The following is an 18,419-nucleotide window of genomic DNA, read 5'->3' on the forward strand; positions in this document are numbered from 1 at the left end:
AAGGTCCGGTTTTATGACTATTTTTTTATTTTTGTAAGTCAAATTTGTACAACATTAAGTAATCTTGAAAAGGAGGATTAAATGGCTGATGAAGAAAGAATTATAAAAATCAATATTGAGGAACAGATGAAATCCGCTTACATCGATTATTCGATGTCGGTGATTGTTTCGCGAGCCTTACCCGATGTCCGGGACGGCCTGAAACCTGTACACCGCCGGGTTTTGTTTGGGATGAATGAGCTTGGGATATTATCAAACAGACCATATAAAAAATCTGCAAGAATAGTGGGGGAGGTACTCGGTAAGTATCACCCGCATGGCGACTCATCGGTCTACATGACGATGGTACGCATGGCACAGAATTGGTCGCTTCGTTATACATTAATCGACGGCCAGGGGAACTTTGGATCAATTGACGGTGACAGTCCGGCAGCAATGCGTTACACGGAAGCCAGAATGTCAAAAATAGCCGAAGAAACACTGAGCGACCTCGACAAAAATACGGTCGATTTTCAACCAAACTTTGACGAGTCTCTGAGTGAACCGACTGTTTTACCAACCCGAATACCCAACTTGCTGATTAACGGCGCTTCGGGTATTGCTGTTGGTATGGCAACCAATATGCCTCCGCATAACCTGCCTGATACGATTGATGCCATTACGGCCTATATTGATAATAAACAGATTGAAATCAAGGACTTAATACCAATCATCAAAGCTCCTGATTTTCCTACCGGCGGTATTATTTACGGCTACAAAGGGGTAGAAGAATCCTACGAGACCGGGCGCGGACGAATTGTAATCAGGGGAAAATCCCATATTGAAACCCACGGACACGGCCGCGAACGGATTATTATTACCGAAATTCCCTACATGGTCAATAAGGCCGAGTTGATTATGAGAATCGCGGAACTGGTCAATGAAAAGAAGATTGAGGGAATCTCGAATATCAACGACGAATCTGACCGCGAGGGGATGCGGATCGTTGTGGATATTAAAAAAGACGAGATATCGAATGTCGTTCTGAATAAGTTATACAAATACACTCAACTCCAGACGTCCTTCAGTGTAAATAATATTGCCTTGGTAAAGGGACGTCCGAGGTTGTTAAACCTGAAAGACCTGATCCGCTATTTTGTGGACCATCGGCATGAAGTGGTGGTACGACGCACCCAATATGAGCTGGAACAGGCCGAAAAGCGCGCTCATATTCTGGAAGGTCTGATTATTGCCAGCGACAATATTGATGAAGTTATTGCCATCATCCGCAGTTCAAAAACGCCTGATGAAGCCAGAGAACGGTTAATGGAACGTTTTGCGCTGTCTGAAATTCAGTCGCGCGCCATTGTTGAAATGCGACTCCGGCAGTTAACCGGACTGGAACAGGACAAACTGCACCAGGAATATGAGGAAATACAGAAATTCATTGAAAAATGTAAAGAAATTCTGGCCAACGAAGATCTGCGGATGCAAATCATCAAAGACGAACTTGCGGAGTTGAAAAAACAATATTCTGACGGTCGTAAAACCGAAATTGTCCCGAATGCAGAAGAATTCAACCCGGAAGATTTTTATGCGGACGAAGAAATGGTGATCACCATTTCACATCTGGGTTACATCAAACGGACACCGCTCGTTGATTTCAGGACCCAGGGAAGGGGAGGAGTCGGCTCTAAAGGCAGCACGACACGTGATGAAGATTTTCTGGAGCATATGTTTGTTGCATCGATGCACAACACCTTGTTGTTGTTTACCGAAAAAGGCAAATGTTTCTGGCTGAAAGTTTACGAAATTCCGGAAGGCACAAAAACATCAAAAGGGCGGGCCATTCAAAACCTGCTGAATATTGAACAGGACGATAAAGTGCTGGCATATATTAATGTAAAGCGGCTGGACGACCGGGATTATATCAACAATAACTTCATCATTCTTTGTACAAAGCAAGGGATCATTAAGAAAACCTCGCTCGAAGCTTACTCACGTCCGCGACAAAATGGCATTAATGCCATTACCATCAGGGAAGGAGACCAATTGCTCGAAGCGTTATTAACCAATGGTAATCACGAAATCATGCTGGCCGTGAAAACCGGTAAGGCAATTCGTTTTCACGAGAGCGCTGTTCGGGCAATCGGAAGAACTGCCTCAGGAGTTAGGGGGATTACCCTCGGAAATGATCAGGATGAAGTCGTTGGCATGATATCTGTTGAAAACGAATCGGAAGACGTGCTCGTGGTATCAGAAAAAGGGTTCGGAAAGCGGTCGAGCATTGAAGACTACCGGATTACCAACCGGGGAGGAAAAGGCGTAAAAACGATCAATATAACAGAAAAAACCGGTAGCCTGATTGCGATAAACAGCGTAGCCGACAACAACGATCTGATGATTATCACGGCTAACGGATTAACCATACGTTTACCGATTTCTGATTTGCGGGTTATGGGACGGGCCACTCAGGGAGTCAGGCTGATTAATCTGAAAGGAGACAATTCAATTGCCTCGGTTGCTCGTGTCGAATCGGATGACGACCGGAAAAATGAAGAAACAGATCAGGATTTTGATCAACCTGAAAATGAATAAAAAAACATTTGGCAGAATTGAACCAGATGTAAAAAAATCTAAATTTGTAAAATAAAAAAATATCTTAAATTAACTGTGATGATGAAGAAAACTATTTTATTATTATTTGCCTTTTTAATTGCTGTTGCAGGAGCTTTTGCCCAAAAAGGAAAAGTGACCACTGCGCAGACTTTAAAAGATTCGCAAAAACTGGATAAGGCTCTCGAAGCAATTAATGAAGCGATTGACCCGGAAAATGCCAAAGCAGAAAAATCAATTTCATGGGCAAAAACGTGGGAAGTTCGCGGTGAAATTTACCGTGCGATTTACCAGTCGAAAGATGCAAACATCAAAAAATTGGCAAAAGATCCCTTAAAAACTGCCTGGGAATCGTTTAAAAAAGCGATTGAACTTGATCCGAAAAATAACGGCGGAAACGGTGTTAAAATAGGCTTAACCTTTTTGATTTCCGATTTTACCGATCAAGCTGTTAATGCGTTTAATGCCAATAATTATGATCTGGCGCTGGAATCATTCAAATACATCCTTGAAATTCAGAAACAACCTTTGATGACCGAAGCCGGAAAAGATGCCGTGATTGATACGGTAATTATTTTCAATGCCGGTCTGGCTGCTTACAATGCGGAAAAATATGACGAGGCCATTAAATATTACAAGGAAGCTGCCAAATACGATTATAATGGTGCCCGTACATATGAACTGATTGCTTCGAGCTATACAAGCAAACAAGATACGGCAAGTGCATTATTGACCTTGCAGGAAGGTTTTGAAAAATATCCGGAAAACAGCTCGATTTTGGTTCTGATGATCAACATTTATTTGAATGCCAATAAGGTTGATGAAGCCATGAAATACCTGGAACTGGCGATTGAACAGGATCCGGGAAATGCATCATTCTACTTTGCACAGGGCTCACTGTATGATAAAATAGCTGAAACTGAGAAAGCAATTTTGGCTTATGAAAAGGCCATTGAGTTAAAACCTGATTATTTTGATGCCTATTATAACCTGGGAGCAATTTATTATAACAAAGGTGTTAAACAAGTAGATGTGGCTAATGCCGTTCCAAGTAATCAACCGGATAAATACGAAGTTGAAAAGAACAAAGCCGATGCTGAATTTACGAAAGCAATTCCATACATGGAAAAAGCTTCAGAAGTAAATCCGGAGGATACTTATTCGCTCGAATCGTTAAAAACCTTGTATTACCGTTTGAAAATGATGGATAAATTTGAAGAGGTAAATAAGAAGCTGGAAGATTTGAAATAATAAACAAAAACAGAAGAGGGAATTTTTCCCTCTTTTTTCGATTTCATAAAAATAACATAATATCAACTATAGGACAAACGGGGTGAAATTAAAATACAACGCAAATTTGGTTTAGGCCCGGAAATCAGGCTTAATTGGTGCGTATAATAAACAGGCCAGATTAACGCATATTTTGTGCACGATTTTTCGGGTTTAAAAACAAGTTCCGTTTCAAAAAATATTTTCTCTTTCTGATTCCTGTTCAAACGCACAGCGAATAAACTCAGGAACCAGCCAAAGAAACTTTTTCTCATAATATCCCTGTTGAATCCGTCTAAATCAAAAATCCAATATTTGCGTCCAACAGTAGACAAATACAGAAAAATGCCAAAGAAATCCGGTTAATTATGTTGCAGATTTTGGGCGCTTAGGCGCATCGGATCTAATAAATTCATAACACCGCTTTTTCCTCGTTAAATTCAGTTCAAGCCTTTAGTGAACTTTCACCGGCACGGCCAATAGCTATCCGGCGCCGGAAAAGCGATTTTTGTACCAGCTCACTTACCCACCTGTTCAAGAGGACAATATCACTTTAATTATAAGTTACATTTGTGAATTACACATTAAACAAGTTATTCGAAATGCAAAATAGCACTCTAGTAATCAGTTATAAATGAATTTACATTATTGAATTATTCTGACCGGGCTTACTCAATCGGAATACAAATCAGGCATCAATGTCTCGTTTCATATACGAAGAATAGTCCTTTACGATGGGTGTGTAATCCTGGTGGAAAAGCCGGGATGAGATGATAAAATCAGCGGTTGAGCGGTTCGATGCGGTCGGAATGTTGTATAAAACGGAAATTCGCAACAGGGCTTTAACATCCACATCATGCGGTTGCGGCTGCATCGGATCCCAGAAAAAGATCAGCATATCGACCTTGCCTTCACAAATTAATGCACCCAATTGCTGGTCTCCTCCAAGCGGCCCTGATTTTAGCCGCAAAACTTCCGGCGGGATGACATCATTTTCCCTGCATTTTTGCATCAAAGTGTCCTGAATCAGTTTGCCGGTAGTACCGGTACATACCAGGCTGTGAGGTAAAAATTCGTTCCAGTTGTATGAAACCCATTCAATCAAATCCTTTTTCCGGTTGTCGTGCGCCACGAGGGCTATGGTCTTTTTCTTTTTCATTTTCTGTTTGATTTTTTTTTATGTGTAAGCGAAATTTCAATTTGTAAGCTATCCCTGCAAAGATAAGGTTTCCCCGGTTCTTTTTAATCTTCACTGATCGGCCCATTTTCAGATAAAATGATTTCATAACACAAAAAAGCATGAGCGAATGGCCCATGCTTTCTAATGTTTTCATCATTTTGTACTGATGTTAATAAAATACTTTTTTCAATTCTTCCACCCATTTTTCAATTCTCCCTTTTGTCAAACGGGCCTGATTTTCCTGGTCGATGCATAAACCGCAAAACAGTTCACCGCGTTCGGCCCTGGAACCTTCATAGGTATAACCATCGCGCGACGTAAAACCAACAACTTCGCCGCCTGCTGATTCAACCAATCCGGCAAATATACCAACGCCGTCATTAAAGTTTTCCGGGTATCCTTTTTGGTCTCCCAAACCGTAAATAGCGACTTTTTTCCCTTTTAGATCCAGATCTTCGAGGGCCGGTACGAATTCATCCCAGTAATTGGGCAATTCGCCGTCGAACCAGGTTGGCACACCAACAATGATGTTATCATATTTCGTGAAGTTTTCCTCATTCACTTCTTCTGCATTTACAGCCTCAATGTCGGCTTTTCCAAATGCTTCGATGATTTTCTCACCAACTTTGGCGGTTTTATTGGAATTGAAGCTGTAAAATATTCCTATTCTCTTCATTTGATTTTGTTTTTTATTTATGCCTGATGGAATTTAGCTTTGTTTAATATGCCAGCAATTCTTTTGCCGCAACCATAATTTTATCGGTATCGGGCAAAATTGCTTTTTCCAGAATCCGGTTAAAGCCCACAGGCGTATAGGTTGATCCAATCCGTTTTACCGGCGCGTCAAGGTATTCAAATGCTTCTTCCATAATGATGGAGGTAATTTCGGAACCGAATCCGGCAAATACTTTATCTTCGTGTACAACCATTACCTTATTGGTTTTTTTAACTGATTTGAGGATTGCTTCTTTATCCAGTGGAATTAAAGATCTGAGGTCAATCACTTCCACATCAATTCCTTCCTCAATCAATTTATTAGCCGCTTCCAGGCTGTATATCAAGGTATTACCATAGGTGATTAATGTAATGTCCTTGCCTTCCTTACGGATCCGGGCTTTTCCAAAGGGCACTTCAAAATCGTCAGGAACAGGGGCTGCGGCCTGTACCGCGTTATACAAGGCTTTTGGTTCCATAAATACGGTCATCCCCCTTGACCGCATCGCCGTACGCAACAGGCCGGCTGCATCGTCGGCAAAGGTTGGATAAACAATACGTACCCCGGGAATGGTTGCCAGAGCGCCTTCGATGTTTTGAGAGTGATACAATCCGCCGCCGATGTAACCGCCTGAAGCCAGGCGAATTGTTACGTTGGGCACAAATTGTCCGTTCGACCGCCAGTAATCATGGCTCGACTCGACATATTGCTCCATGGCCGGCCAAAAATAATCGGCAAACTCGGCGCCCTCGATGACGATCCGGATCTTATCATTAAAGCGGCTCATTCCGTTGGCCGTACCAACAATAAAATCTTCGGCAATTGGCGCACTGAACACACGTTTTTCGCCAAATTCCTGCTGCATTCCTTTGGTTACGTTGAAAGCGCCGCCCTTCTCTTTATTGGCAACGTCCTGTCCCCAAATAAAGGTGTCCGGGTTATGGCGGAATTCCTGTTTTAACGTTTTGTTAATCGCTTCAACCAATTTCAGTTTTTCCCCGTCATGTTGATGGGTTCCGTCGGGATATTTTTCAGCCTGGTAGGCTTCGGGCATCACAAAATCGAAAATGGTTGCCGGATCAGGATCCGGAGCTTTCATCGCTTTTTTGTGCGCATCCTTGACAACCAGGGTCGCCTGTTCTTCAATTTCAACCAGCTCAGATTCGGTAAAGCGGTTGTATTTCAGTAATAAACGCCTGAATTTGGAGAGGGGGTCGTACTCGCGCACGTAGTTTCGTTCAGTTTCATTCCGGTACAATTCATGCCGGTCCGAATTTGAATGGGATTCGATACGCACACAATTGGCTTGCAGGATGACCGGTTCGCCGGCTTCCAGCACATGCTTTTTTGCTTCGGCCATAGCATTCATCGAATCAAAAACATCTTTCCCGTTGCAGTGGATGATGCGCAGATTTTTAAAACCGCTGAAATTGTTGGCAGTTTTCCGGTTAGCTGTCTGCATGTGTTTGGGTACGGAAATACCATATCCGTTATCCTGAAGGACGAAAATAACAGGCAGCTTTTCGAGCGATGCACCGTTAATTGCCTCATAAACATAACCTTCCGATGTCGATGATTCGCCGTGTGAGGTAATTGAAACACCTTTATGCCCGTAATATTTCATTGCCCTCGCAACACCGACTGCATGCAAATCGTGGTTGCCGGTGCAGGACGACACGTTGTGGATATTCCATTCCGGCTTGGCAAAATGGTTCGACATGTGACGACCTCCTCCGGCAACATCCGTGGCTTTCGATATGCCGTTCAGAATGATTTCTTCGGCAGTTAAACCGGCAGAGAAACAGGTCATCATATCGCGGTAATAAGGAAACAGATGATCTGTTTTCCGATCGAAATGCTGACCAATGGCAAACTGAATTCCGTCGTGTCCGGCGTAAGGTGCATGATACGACCAGCCAATAGCCTGTTTCAGGTAATTTGGAGCCCTTTCATCGAGTTTTCGCCCGACGACCAAGGTCTTGTACCATTCGGAAAGAGTTTCTTTGTTTACGTTCTTTATCGTATAAATTTTGGGATATACACTACTCATAATCAAATTAAATTTTTCGGTTTATATCAAATTCTTCGAGAATGTCTGCAATTCGTCTCAAAAAAGCTCCGCCCAAAGCCCCGTCGACAATCCGGTGATCGTATGACAACGACAGGAACATTTTGTGACGGACCACGATGGCGTCGCCGGTTGGCGTTTCCATGACAGCAGGTTTTTTCTCGATGCTACCGGTAGCCAGGATGGCTACTTGCGGCTGGTTAATAATGGGTGTTCCAATGATGTTTCTGAAAGATCCAAAATTGGTAATGCTAAAGGTTCCTTCCGTGATTTCATCGGGCGATAATTTATTGATTCTGGCCCGGTTAGCCAAGTCGTTTAAAGAACTGGTCAAACCGGCAAGGTTTTTCTGATCCGCATCTCTAATGACGGGAACAATCAGGTTGCCGTCAGGTTTTGCCACAGCAATCCCAATGTTTACCTTGCTGCGGAGAATGATTTTGTCTCCGTCAACCGAAGAATTCACCAGGGGAAATTCACGCAAGGCCATTGCTACGGCCTCGGTAAACACAGGCATGAACGTCAGATTTTGGTTGTATTTTTTTTGGAATTCATCTTTTGCTTTTTTTCTCCACAGAACCAGGTTTGTCACGTCGGCTTCAACAACTGAAGTGACATGCGGAGCAACTTGCACCGAATTCACCATGTGCTCGGCAATTAGTTTGCGGACACGATCCATTTCAATGATCTGGTCGTCGGCGCCAATAGATACGGAAACCTTGGGAGATACGGGTTTTGGAGCTTCCGGAGCTGAACTTATTTCTGTTTTTTTAAGGGTAGCAGGTTGCGATTTTTCCTCGATGTAAGCCAGAATGTCTTTTTTCTGGACCCTTCCATGTACACCGCTTCCTTCAATTTTTTCGAGTTCGGCCAACGAAATATTTTCCTCCTTGGCAATGGAGCGGACAAGCGGGGAATAAAACCGGGAGGCGCCTTTGAAGGTTTCGGGGCTGTCTGCACCGGCCGCGGCGACCTGCTGTTCTTTTATTTTTTCTGATTTTGAATCAGTTTCCGGCGTATCAGCATCGTCGTCATCATCTGTTTTGATATAGGCGACTATTTCGCCTACCGGGACGACTGCATCAACTTCGAACAAAATTTTGGTAATAACTCCTTCAACCGGAGATGGAATTTCAGAATCAACCTTTTCGGTGGCAATTTCAAAAAGAATATCATCTTCTTCCACTTTATCGCCTTCTTTTACAAACCACTTTGTAATGGTTGCTTCCTGAACGCTTTCGCCCATCTTGGGCATTTGAATCTTAAATTCAGACATGTTCCACTTTATTTTATTTAACAATATATCACAAGCAAATTTTCACCTCATAGAACAAGCCAGAACCTGAAAAGTTCAAGGTATACGGGTGTTTGCAACAGAATGTTGAATACACAAACGGGGCAATCTGAAAAAAGAGGTTATTTGACGGAAACTGACCGCTGATGCAGCTGTATTAACGGCCTAACGAATAGTAATTTTAGCAAAAACATGGATCATTTCTTCCGGGTTGGTTGTTGCCCGAAGTTCAGCCTCAAGGGGGGCTGTATCCTGCGAAACGATTTGGAAACATTTGTCCAGAATAGATGCCAGTTCAGATTCTGCATTTGCTTTCCCGATAGTTCCTTTCTTCATGCATTTGCAAAAATACCGGGTCAGTTTCTGGATTGAATAGTACAGATCCGGTTTAATGATTTCGGTAGAGGCCATATATTGGGGAGAACCGCGTTCTACTTTCCGGGTATAAATCAGGTTAAACTGTTCGAGTTTAATACGGACATTTTCACTCAGGTAGTTATCTTCCGGGCACTGTTCAATCTTAGGAATGGCAACCGAAGAACTTTCGAATACATACTGCTCCTGGGCTGATGCCAAAACAACCGTTAAGAAAACAAAACAAAACAGCAGGGAAAGTCTCATGCCTCAGATTTTTGCTCTAAAAATAGAGAATATCCACTTGAGAAATGGTGTAAAAAAGTTAAAAATGTTTAAAACAACCTGTTAATTATAGGCCAAAGGCAGAGAATGGATCGGATAATAATTGAACAAATCGCGTTCCGGCCATTCTTTTACCAGGCTGGTTATTTTATGCATCAGCCGGTCAATTTCAGCAGGAAGCATGGAGCCTTTCCAACTGCTTGAATTTGCAAGAAAAACCCAGGTAATCCCGTCGGGTTGTTTTTTCAACATGGCTGAAGTTCCGGCCATGCTCCCTGTTCTCCACCAGTTCCCGTTGCTTAATGTAGTTTTCCATCCCAGCGGGCCCTTCGCATAGGTATTGTCGGTCATTTCCAGTATCGACTTTTCAGTCAGGATGTCAGCAATAGCAGATTGACCGTCGATCAGGGTAATGAATTTGGCCAATTCAGCAGCCGAGCTGATCCAACCTCCGGCAGCGCCAAGCATTTCAATCGGATTCCCTCCGTTCGACTTGGCCACCAGCATGCCGGAACCATTAAATTCAGGAATCATCTCACTTCCGTCTTGTTCGTAATACTGTACCTCGTTGGATTGTCTGTACTTTTGGTAACTGTTCCCAACGTGCATATCCATAATGCCGCAGGGTAATAAAACATCGTCCTGGATATAAGTTTCATAAGGTTTTCCGGCAGCTTTGCTGATTACTTCTCCTAAAAACATATAGCCGATATTGGAATAAGCCACCTGACTTCCCGGAGCAAATGACAGCCAGCGGGTTGAAATATAGCGGTAAAGGGTTTCGATGGATGCAGGAGGCATGTCACCTAATTTTTCAGCGATTGTCAGCAGATTAAAGGCCGGGTCGCCGTACCGCTGTGTCCAACCTCCGGAGTGTGCCAGCAAATGCCTCACCGTGATCCGGTATATCTTTTTATCCCGGACCTGATCAAGAATCGGATTCTTCAAGATGCCATCCGGACCAAATACACAATCATCCAGCGATAGTTTATTTTCTTCCACCAGTTTCATAATGGCAACAGCCGTAATCAGTTTGGAAACGCTGGCTAACCTGAAAAGATGTCCAGGCTGCACCTGCGTCCCGTTATCATCAGCCATTCCGAACCCCTGAGCATAAACCAACTGCTCGTCTTTTACGACGGCAATTGAAACACCTCTTAGTCCCCACTGCGCCATAAACCGTTCCATCTGGCCCTGAATATAGGGTGCATGATCGAAGTCGGAAATTTCGTTGCTGATCCGATTATTCAAACCCTGCAGTTCCAGCTGATAGTACGGAGGGATCAGTTTTTCCGTTTGATATCCCCGTGTTCCGAAGGATAAAACAAATACGATCACAATTATTAAAACTACAAAATATCGCAAAATACAATCCTAAATTACATGATTTACACTTGTAAACTACCTATTAATTCATTGACTGACTCCATGTGATGCTTGTCAAGATAAGCATTAATTCCTTCCACTATCTGAAGAGGAATCGTCGGATCAATAAAAATTGCTGTACCGACTTGCACAGCAGACGCGCCGGCCAGGATAAATTCAATTGCATCAGTCGCATTCATGATACCGCCCATACCAATAACCGGGATTTTAACAGCCTGATAAACCTGCCAGACCATTCGAAGCGCAATCGGTTTAATTGCCGGGCCTGAAAGTCCGCCGGTAACCGTCGAAAGCACCGGTTTGCGTTTTTCAGCGTCAACAGCCATTCCCAGAAACGTATTTACCAGCGAAACGCTGTCGGCCCCCTGGTCTTCAACTGCTCTGGCTATTTCGGCAATATCCGTTACATTGGGCGATAACTTCACGATCAGCGGCTTGCTGTATACCGCCCGAACCGCTTTTACCACTGCTGCTGCAGAAGGGCAACTTACCCCGAAAGCCATCCCGCCCTCTTTGACATTCGGACAGCTGATATTCAGCTCAATTGCCGGAATTTTATCCAATTCATTTATTCGTTCAGTTAACTCAACATACTCTTCTATGGTTGAGCCGTTTACATTAACGATGAAATTGGTGTTTATATTTTTAATCCCGGGATAGATGTTTTTGATAAAGTTATCGACCCCTTTGTTCTGTAATCCCACCGCATTCAGCATTCCCGACGGGGTTTCGGCCATTCTGGGATAGTCGTTACCTTCCCGGTGTTTAAGCGTTGTGCCTTTCATCACAACACCGCCAAGCCCGGTCAGGTCCATAAAATCCGAAATTTCTTCACCAAATCCACAGGTTCCTGATGCTGTTAACACCGGATTTCTGAAGATCAGGTCATTTATTTTTACCGTTAAATCTGCCATGTCAGTTCATTGATATTAAACACGGGACCGTCTGTACATACACATTTGTTACCCGAAGTTGTTTTTTCCACACAACAAAGACACACCCCAAATCCGCAAGCCATCATATTCTCAAGCGACACTTCACAAAACACCCCGGCTCTGACTGCGTCTTTAGCAACCGCCTTCATCATTGCATCAGGTCCACATGTGTAAATTCTATTGAACGTATCTAATTCATTTTTGTATATAGAATGACCCGTAACAAAACCTTTTTCGCCCAGACTGCCGTCTTCACTCGTGAAATAAAAGTTCCCGTTTCCCCGGTAATTGCTGACGTCAATATGATCAGCCTTACTCCGCGCTCCCAGCAGCACATGGACATTTTCCGGATTTAAGCCGCACACTTTCGATAAAAACAACATCGGAGCAACTCCGCTTCCTCCTCCAATCAGCAAAACCTTATCAGAAGGTTCCGGCTGTGAAAATCTTTTTCCCAAGGGGAATATCACGCTGATTTTCTCTCCGGCCTGATAGGTCGTCAGCACCTTGGAGCCCCGACCGAGTATTTTTACCAGTAAAGAAAAGGTTCGTTTCTCATAATCCACATCCAACACCGAAAATGGCCTCCGAAGGAATATTTCAGTCGCTTTTTTAATCTCGACATTCACAAATTGCCCCGGAAAAATCTCCGGCAACGGGGATTCTGATTGAAGTACCAAACGAAAATTATCGTGATTTAATTGTGCGTTTTCAAGAAGCAATAATTCCTGAATGGTTTTTTTCATTCCAAACATATTTTGCGGACAAATATAGAAGAAAAATCAGTTTGAGGGCATGTATTGCTTAAAAGTTTGGTCAGTATAAAAAACAACAATTCGCTCAATTTCCTTATTATTCGGGGAAAAACCGGAAACCGGCAGATCGTCCCGGTTGAGTTTCGCTTTGACAGGAGCGCTTTCTGTTTTTACCGATGGCTGTGGATTTTCAACCGGAACCGGCTCTTTTTTTGGCGTTTCTTCTCCCTGAAAATGAATTTTTGTTTGCGATTCGGGTTTGTTTAGCATGTTGCCTTCGCCCATAATCAGCCATTTTGCATCAATTTCGGGAAAACTCTCAAGTAATTTGGCGATAAACTGAAAGCTGGGTTTATTCCGCCCATGAAGAACATGTGTAATATTTGACCGCTGTACGCCAATCGTGTCGGCCAGCTCCGACGGAGTCAGGCCTTTTTGGTCTATAAACTGCTTAATCCGGTTGTTCATTTCGGCTATTTCAGATATTCACAAAAGTAAATGAAGAAAATTAAATTTCAAAACACATCTGTGAAATATCAAAAATCACAAATGTAACTCATTAAAGAATTACTGAATTTGAAATCATTCGGTATTAATTTAATTTAAAGATTAAATAAATTTCTTAAATATCTGATTTGATGGCTTATATATCTATTATCTGTTTGATATTGGATCGAGTTGGTAAATTTGAAACACTTTGATTGTACTTATACTTCAGATATAATAATTTATTAGCTGATTTTAAATACATTATAATTTATTTATTTGTTTATATGTTCGTCTTTTCCGCAATTTAGTTGTGTAAATGAAATCCTCTCCTACCCGATTATTTATCTTCGATTATTTCTGAAAACATGACCGATTTGAGGTGGATTAAAATATACTCCTGTTAACTTTTGTAAATTATCGGCATCCTGCTTCGCTTCTCTGTTACTTTCCATGCCGGCTTATTTTTGAAATGACTTTAACTTGTTTTTCGCACGTTACCTGAAAAGGCAGCTTTTCGGGAAAGCTGATGCATTCAGGTGAATTCTTATTTTTCAGCATTTATGCTTTCCGTTTTATACAGATATTTAGAAGTGCGTTTTTTGTTCTCTTCTTTTCTTCACGAAATTCGGGTACTCCCGGCGATTAAAATTAGTTTATGCCATTCTCAGACGGTTAAAACCCGCTCTTTCATCGCTTATCAAATTGACAGTTAGTGAATTATATGATATTCTCTGTTATGGCCCAATTTAATAACTACCGGTTTTGCATGAGAATTGTTATTTACTCATCTGATTCTCGTTTAAGATGCTTATTTTCGTTCGGTAAAATTTCAAAAATCTAAATATGCGAGGCATTCCGGGATCAGCTGTACTCATTTTCATTTTATTTATCTTACTTACCGAAGCGCTGGCCTATTGGGCAATTATCCGGCTTATACACGAACGGAAGCTGAAAAAGAGAGTAAGCTTATTTTATTTAGGGGTAACGATTGTGTTTCTTGTCATCTGGCTGATGGCTTTTTTAAATCCGGACAAAATCAGGCAAACAAGCAACTACCAGTTTTTTTACTTCGTTATTTTTATTTCTTTCCTGAATATAATTCCAAAAACAGTGATTTCGCTGTTTGCAGTTTCTTCATTACCCTTCCACTTACTTAAAAAGAAAATTAGTTCTCAGGTGATTTTATTGTGCGGGATGATTTTAAGTCTGGGAATCATCTTAAATATTGGCTATGCTGTAGCGTTCGGAAAAAAGACGATCCGCACGGAATTGGTTGAACTGACATTGCCCGGCCTACCTGAATCATTGGATCAGCTAAAGATCATTCAAATTTCAGACATTCATCTGGGCAGTTTTGAAAACGACCAGTTTTTGGAGCGTTGTGCCCGGGAAATTAACCGGCATAAGCCTGATCTGATTTTTTTTACCGGCGATATTGTAAACAACTATTACCAGGAAATACTCGGATTTGAGGAACATCTCAAAGCCATGCAGGCAACTTACGGGAAGTTTGCGATTCTGGGAAATCATGATTACGGCGATTATTCGGACTGGCAGAAAAAAGAGGACAAGATCTTCAACCGGCAGATGGTTAACCAAAAACTGATTGAGGCAGGGTTCAGGCTGTTGCTGAATGAGTCGGAACTGGTTGTAATTGGAGATACGTCGATCGCTGTTATTGGCGTTGAAAACTGGGGACATGAGCCGTTTCCTCAATATGCCAATCTGAAAGAAGCTATGAAAGGGCTGCCCGAAAATTCGTTTCAAATCTTGTTAACCCACGATCCGTCGCACTGGGAAAGTCAGGTGATAAACCAAACTAATGCTCATTTAACCCTTTCGGGACATACTCATGGCGGACAATTTGCCTTAAAAATTGCCGGCATCGAGTTTAGTCCGATTTCTCTCATCCAGAAACACTGGGGGGGTTTATACCGGCACGACAAACAATACCTGTATGTAAACCGGGGAATTGGCTGTGTTGGTTTTCCCGGGAGAATTGATATGGCTCCCGAAATAACCGTGATCACCCTGAGATCAAATGGCGTTAAAATCGATTGAAAGCAGGAATTCCACGTTAAAATCCCGGTAATCAGGAAGATATATTCCTCTCAAGCCAACCGAAACCGGAGCAACGAAACGCAGGAAATGCCCGTCGCCGTTTAATTCGAGTCCAAGTGATTTCAGGTTGGCGTTAAATTTCCCATGAATCGTCCCATCATTGTTATAGATATTCCCTTTTAAATTGGCATAATCATAAAAAAGAGATGTCCGGATTCTTTTCAGGAAGAACAACCGTCCTAGACTCAGATCCGGATAACAGAGCGGCATGACATAGTCGGCTGCAAACGAATAAAAATCAGTATTATTGAAACTGCTGAATCCGCGCGGATACCGGATCATATCCGAAAATCCGACATCGCTGTTTGACGATTTTTGCTGGTAACCGTTGTAAAACCGGAATCCGTGGTTACGCATAAAACCAGGAAAGTATAGGTTCGAGCGGAATGCGTTCAAATGACCAAGACTGATATCTCCGGAGGGGCTGTGCCGGTATATCAGTTCAAACACCTGCCCCCAATCCGGTTGCAGGTCGAGTTCGGCCATTCGGATTACATTCTTGAAATAGAAACGATAGGAAAGAAAATGATAGTACCCCTTGAAAAACCGATCAGGTGTTGTGTCGTCGTGAATCACTTTTCTAAACCCGTAAGTTACTTCAGGTTGTAACAATTGCGTGTACTTTCCGCTGTTGAAATACAGGGGCAGGCGCAACCCAAAGTCAATATCCAGTTCTTTCCAGGAGAAGCTTTTTAGTGTCGTATCCCGGCTGATCACATTTCCCTGGTTATCTCTTCGTTCCAGGATTTCATAATACTTCGATTTTCTGTTTCCGTAAGCAAATTCTGTTTCAATAACCGGAAACAAACCTGAGTATTCGAAATTAGCCTTATATTTTCCGGCTTTCTCTGTCAGATCGTATTCATAGCCTAAATGTGTACTGGCAGTCCCCAGTTTATTTTGCGACATCAACGAAACGCCGGGCTTTACTTCGTAGTCGTTCACATTAATGTAAGCCGGCGCCCAACTGTGAAAATTGAATAAATGAGCCAGCTTCCGGTAGGGTTTTAAGCCATATCGCAACGGTTCGTTACGGCTGAAATCAAGTACGGTATCTTCCTGTGCTGCCAGTGACTCAGCCAAACGGTATCTGTACGGTTCAATTTGATGGGATGGTTTACCGAGGGTTTCATTTAAGTTGATTGCAGCAACAACATAACCGTCTGCCATATAATTACTGAAAAATAAACGTCCGTTTTTAACCGAGGCATAATCTGCTCCGTACGGCACCGAAGTAAGCTGTTCAGTTTCGCGGGTTTCAACATCGATTGAAAATATATTATCGATTCCGGTAACCGACGAGGTGAAATACAATTTTCCGTTGAAAAAGTGCGGATTGCGAATATCGTCGCGACCAGGTTCGCTTAACGCTGTAAACTCGCCGGTACCGGTATTCAGCGAAGTAAGGTACTTCCCCTGATAATTAAGTGCAATAACATATAAAGTATTCCCGTCCGTATCCCAATCTGGTGTGAAAAAAAACTGGTTATCGGGGGTGGAAAACCGGTGAAGCACCTCCCCTGTTTTTAAATCAAAAACCGCTAAGTAGTATTTCCCGGAATGGTCGGCAACGACTGCTGCAAAACGGGTATGGTCAGGAGAAATCACCGGGCTGAACAATTTATTTTCAGCCTGGATAACCGTTCTTATATTTGTATTTGTGTTATATACCACAACGACTGACCGGTCGGCATGTGTCCACCGCAGGTCGGGCCGCCTTTCTGCCCAGATTAACAGCTCATCGGTTTTTGAAAACGATTCTTCCAGGATTATCCCCGGTGTATGAACCGGTTTTTCTTTGCCATTGGTCAGAACAACAATCCGTCCGATGTCGTTCCGGCTTTCTTTATAGGCAATCACTGAATCACCAGACAACGCTGAGATGTAGAGATAATTTGTGTGAGATGATTGTTTTTTCGGGCTGATTGAATTCTGCCGGGTCAGTTGCAATGCGCGCTGCTCCGATTTCCATTCATCCAGGTAGTTCTGAAACAGTTCGTTATAAAGTTTCTCTTTGTTCATTCCTGTTTTTTGTTTCAACGCCCTGTTTAACGGATTCACCGACAAAGGCGCCCTTCCGATACGTGTCAACACATCGGTCCAGATTTCGGGGCCATAAGCTTCGCGAATCCCCCCGGCCATCCAGTAGCCAAAGCTATACCGGTTGGGTACAAAATCGCGGTACGAACCCATACTCGCTTTATTATATGAATAGAGGCCTTTCTCGACGGCCTGGGCTTTGTTTTCCATTAAAAAATAAGGCAAGCGTCCCCGTCCGGCTTTGGTCAGCGCGGTTTCTGTCACAACCGCATCCCCTTCAATAAACCAGAATGGTAAATAAGCGCCAACGGCAAGAGTAGCTGCCTGTTCTCCAAACAGAACCGGGAATATGGCCGGCAGTTCGTTTTGGATTTTATCCATCTGTACAACATGCCTGAATTCGTGTATCGCCAGCTGCTCCAGCCAATCCTGTGCGTAGATCTTTTGGTGCGGCGTTGGAAATAATTCGACCCGTTTGGGCGACCAGGCCACCAGTCCATTCGACTTGATGGCATGTGTATGCAGGATCACCGAGATTTTTTTTGGCGGATGATTGAGGGTCCGGTAACCATATTCGTATACATGGTCGAGAACGTGGGCAAGCTGATTGGCTTTTTCTTCGTATCCTTCCGGGAAAATAATCTGAAAATGAGTATTTACGATCTCCTTCCATTTAATTCCGGCCGGATCATCACCGCTTGAGAAATACTGGGCAAATGCTGTAAACCGGACTAAAATGAAAAAGATAAGTACTGCAAAGTGTTTCGGCTGCATCATCAGGTCAATTCTAAAATAAAGTTGAAATATAGTTAAAATATCACATGAAAGAATAAGCGGCCATCCTCATTTTGTATATGCTTCCCCCCATCCTTAGGACAGGATAAATATAAAACTAAGTTTGATGATAATGATGATGCAATGGTGTTAACAACC

At 42.7% G+C, this 18,419-nt stretch carries 14 protein-coding genes; 3 read left to right on the forward strand and 11 right to left on the reverse strand.

Features of this window, described 5'->3' with window-relative positions; translation table 11 throughout:
* Nucleotides 1–81: 81 nt before the first annotated feature.
* Together gyrA and ACOIT5_RS18465 are read left to right on the forward strand one after the other, a co-directional pair.
* Nucleotides 82–2,577: a DNA gyrase subunit A gene (gene gyrA / locus ACOIT5_RS18460; RefSeq protein WP_423127643.1), complete on the forward strand. Its 2,496-nt coding sequence runs from the start codon at nucleotides 82–84 to the stop codon at nucleotides 2,575–2,577.
* Nucleotides 2,578–2,655: 78 nt separating this feature from the next.
* Nucleotides 2,656–3,846: a tetratricopeptide repeat protein gene (locus ACOIT5_RS18465; RefSeq protein ID WP_423127644.1), complete on the forward strand. Its 1,191-nt coding sequence runs from the start codon at nucleotides 2,656–2,658 to the stop codon at nucleotides 3,844–3,846.
* A gap of 706 nt (nucleotides 3,847–4,552) precedes the next feature.
* On the opposite strand, the gene ACOIT5_RS18470 is transcribed toward ACOIT5_RS18465, so the two are convergent.
* The 10 genes from ACOIT5_RS18470 to ACOIT5_RS18515 form a co-directional block, all read right to left on the reverse strand.
* A complete protein-coding gene (locus ACOIT5_RS18470; RefSeq protein WP_423127645.1) occupies nucleotides 4,553–5,023 on the reverse strand; it encodes a methylglyoxal synthase in 471 nt (156 codons plus the stop codon).
* Nucleotides 4,962–5,201 (reverse strand): hypothetical protein, encoded by a 240-nt coding sequence (locus ACOIT5_RS18475; RefSeq protein WP_423127646.1) that lies wholly within the window; start codon nucleotides 5,199–5,201, stop codon nucleotides 4,962–4,964. The genes ACOIT5_RS18470 and ACOIT5_RS18475 overlap by 62 nt, the downstream gene beginning before the upstream one ends.
* Before the next feature lie 12 nt (nucleotides 5,202–5,213).
* Nucleotides 5,214–5,720: a flavodoxin gene (locus tag ACOIT5_RS18480; RefSeq protein WP_423127647.1), complete on the reverse strand. Its 507-nt coding sequence runs from the start codon at nucleotides 5,718–5,720 to the stop codon at nucleotides 5,214–5,216.
* Nucleotides 5,721–5,763: 43 nt separating this feature from the next.
* The gene (locus tag ACOIT5_RS18485) at nucleotides 5,764–7,809 is read right to left on the reverse strand and encodes an alpha-ketoacid dehydrogenase subunit alpha/beta (RefSeq protein WP_423127648.1); all 2,046 of its coding nucleotides are present in this window, start codon (nucleotides 7,807–7,809) and stop codon (nucleotides 5,764–5,766) included.
* Between the two features lie 7 nt (nucleotides 7,810–7,816).
* Nucleotides 7,817–9,103: a dihydrolipoamide acetyltransferase family protein gene (locus ACOIT5_RS18490; protein ID WP_423127649.1), complete on the reverse strand. Its 1,287-nt coding sequence runs from the start codon at nucleotides 9,101–9,103 to the stop codon at nucleotides 7,817–7,819.
* Nucleotides 9,104–9,286: 183 nt separating this feature from the next.
* Nucleotides 9,287–9,742 (reverse strand): hypothetical protein, encoded by a 456-nt coding sequence (locus ACOIT5_RS18495; RefSeq protein WP_423127650.1) that lies wholly within the window; start codon nucleotides 9,740–9,742, stop codon nucleotides 9,287–9,289.
* Nucleotides 9,743–9,823: 81 nt separating this feature from the next.
* The gene (locus ACOIT5_RS18500; protein ID WP_423127651.1) at nucleotides 9,824–11,098 is read right to left on the reverse strand and encodes a serine hydrolase domain-containing protein; all 1,275 of its coding nucleotides are present in this window, start codon (nucleotides 11,096–11,098) and stop codon (nucleotides 9,824–9,826) included.
* 50 nt (nucleotides 11,099–11,148) lie between these two features.
* Nucleotides 11,149–12,060 carry a dihydroorotate dehydrogenase gene (locus tag ACOIT5_RS18505; RefSeq protein WP_423127652.1) on the reverse strand — a complete coding sequence of 304 codons (912 nt, stop codon included), beginning with the start codon at nucleotides 12,058–12,060 and terminating at the stop codon, nucleotides 11,149–11,151.
* The gene (locus ACOIT5_RS18510) at nucleotides 12,048–12,827 is read right to left on the reverse strand and encodes a dihydroorotate dehydrogenase electron transfer subunit (protein ID WP_423127653.1); all 780 of its coding nucleotides are present in this window, start codon (nucleotides 12,825–12,827) and stop codon (nucleotides 12,048–12,050) included. The genes ACOIT5_RS18505 and ACOIT5_RS18510 overlap by 13 nt, the downstream gene beginning before the upstream one ends.
* A 36-nt stretch (nucleotides 12,828–12,863) precedes the next feature.
* Nucleotides 12,864–13,304 (reverse strand): helix-turn-helix domain-containing protein, encoded by a 441-nt coding sequence (locus tag ACOIT5_RS18515; protein WP_423127654.1) that lies wholly within the window; start codon nucleotides 13,302–13,304, stop codon nucleotides 12,864–12,866.
* Between the two features lie 864 nt (nucleotides 13,305–14,168).
* On the opposite strand from ACOIT5_RS18515, the gene ACOIT5_RS18520 reads away from it, so the two are divergent.
* On the forward strand, nucleotides 14,169–15,386 hold the full coding sequence (locus ACOIT5_RS18520; protein ID WP_423127655.1) for a metallophosphoesterase: 1,218 nt from the start codon (nucleotides 14,169–14,171) through the stop codon (nucleotides 15,384–15,386).
* On the opposite strand, the gene ACOIT5_RS18525 is transcribed toward ACOIT5_RS18520, so the two are convergent.
* Nucleotides 15,363–18,263: a TolB family protein gene (locus ACOIT5_RS18525; RefSeq protein ID WP_423127656.1), complete on the reverse strand. Its 2,901-nt coding sequence runs from the start codon at nucleotides 18,261–18,263 to the stop codon at nucleotides 15,363–15,365. The genes ACOIT5_RS18520 and ACOIT5_RS18525 overlap by 24 nt on opposite strands.
* Nucleotides 18,264–18,419: the final 156 nt, after the last annotated feature.

Origin of the sequence: Gaoshiqia hydrogeniformans, assembly GCF_049347105.1 — a bacterium.
Classification (GTDB): Bacteria; Bacteroidota; Bacteroidia; order Bacteroidales; family Prolixibacteraceae; genus Gaoshiqia; species Gaoshiqia hydrogeniformans.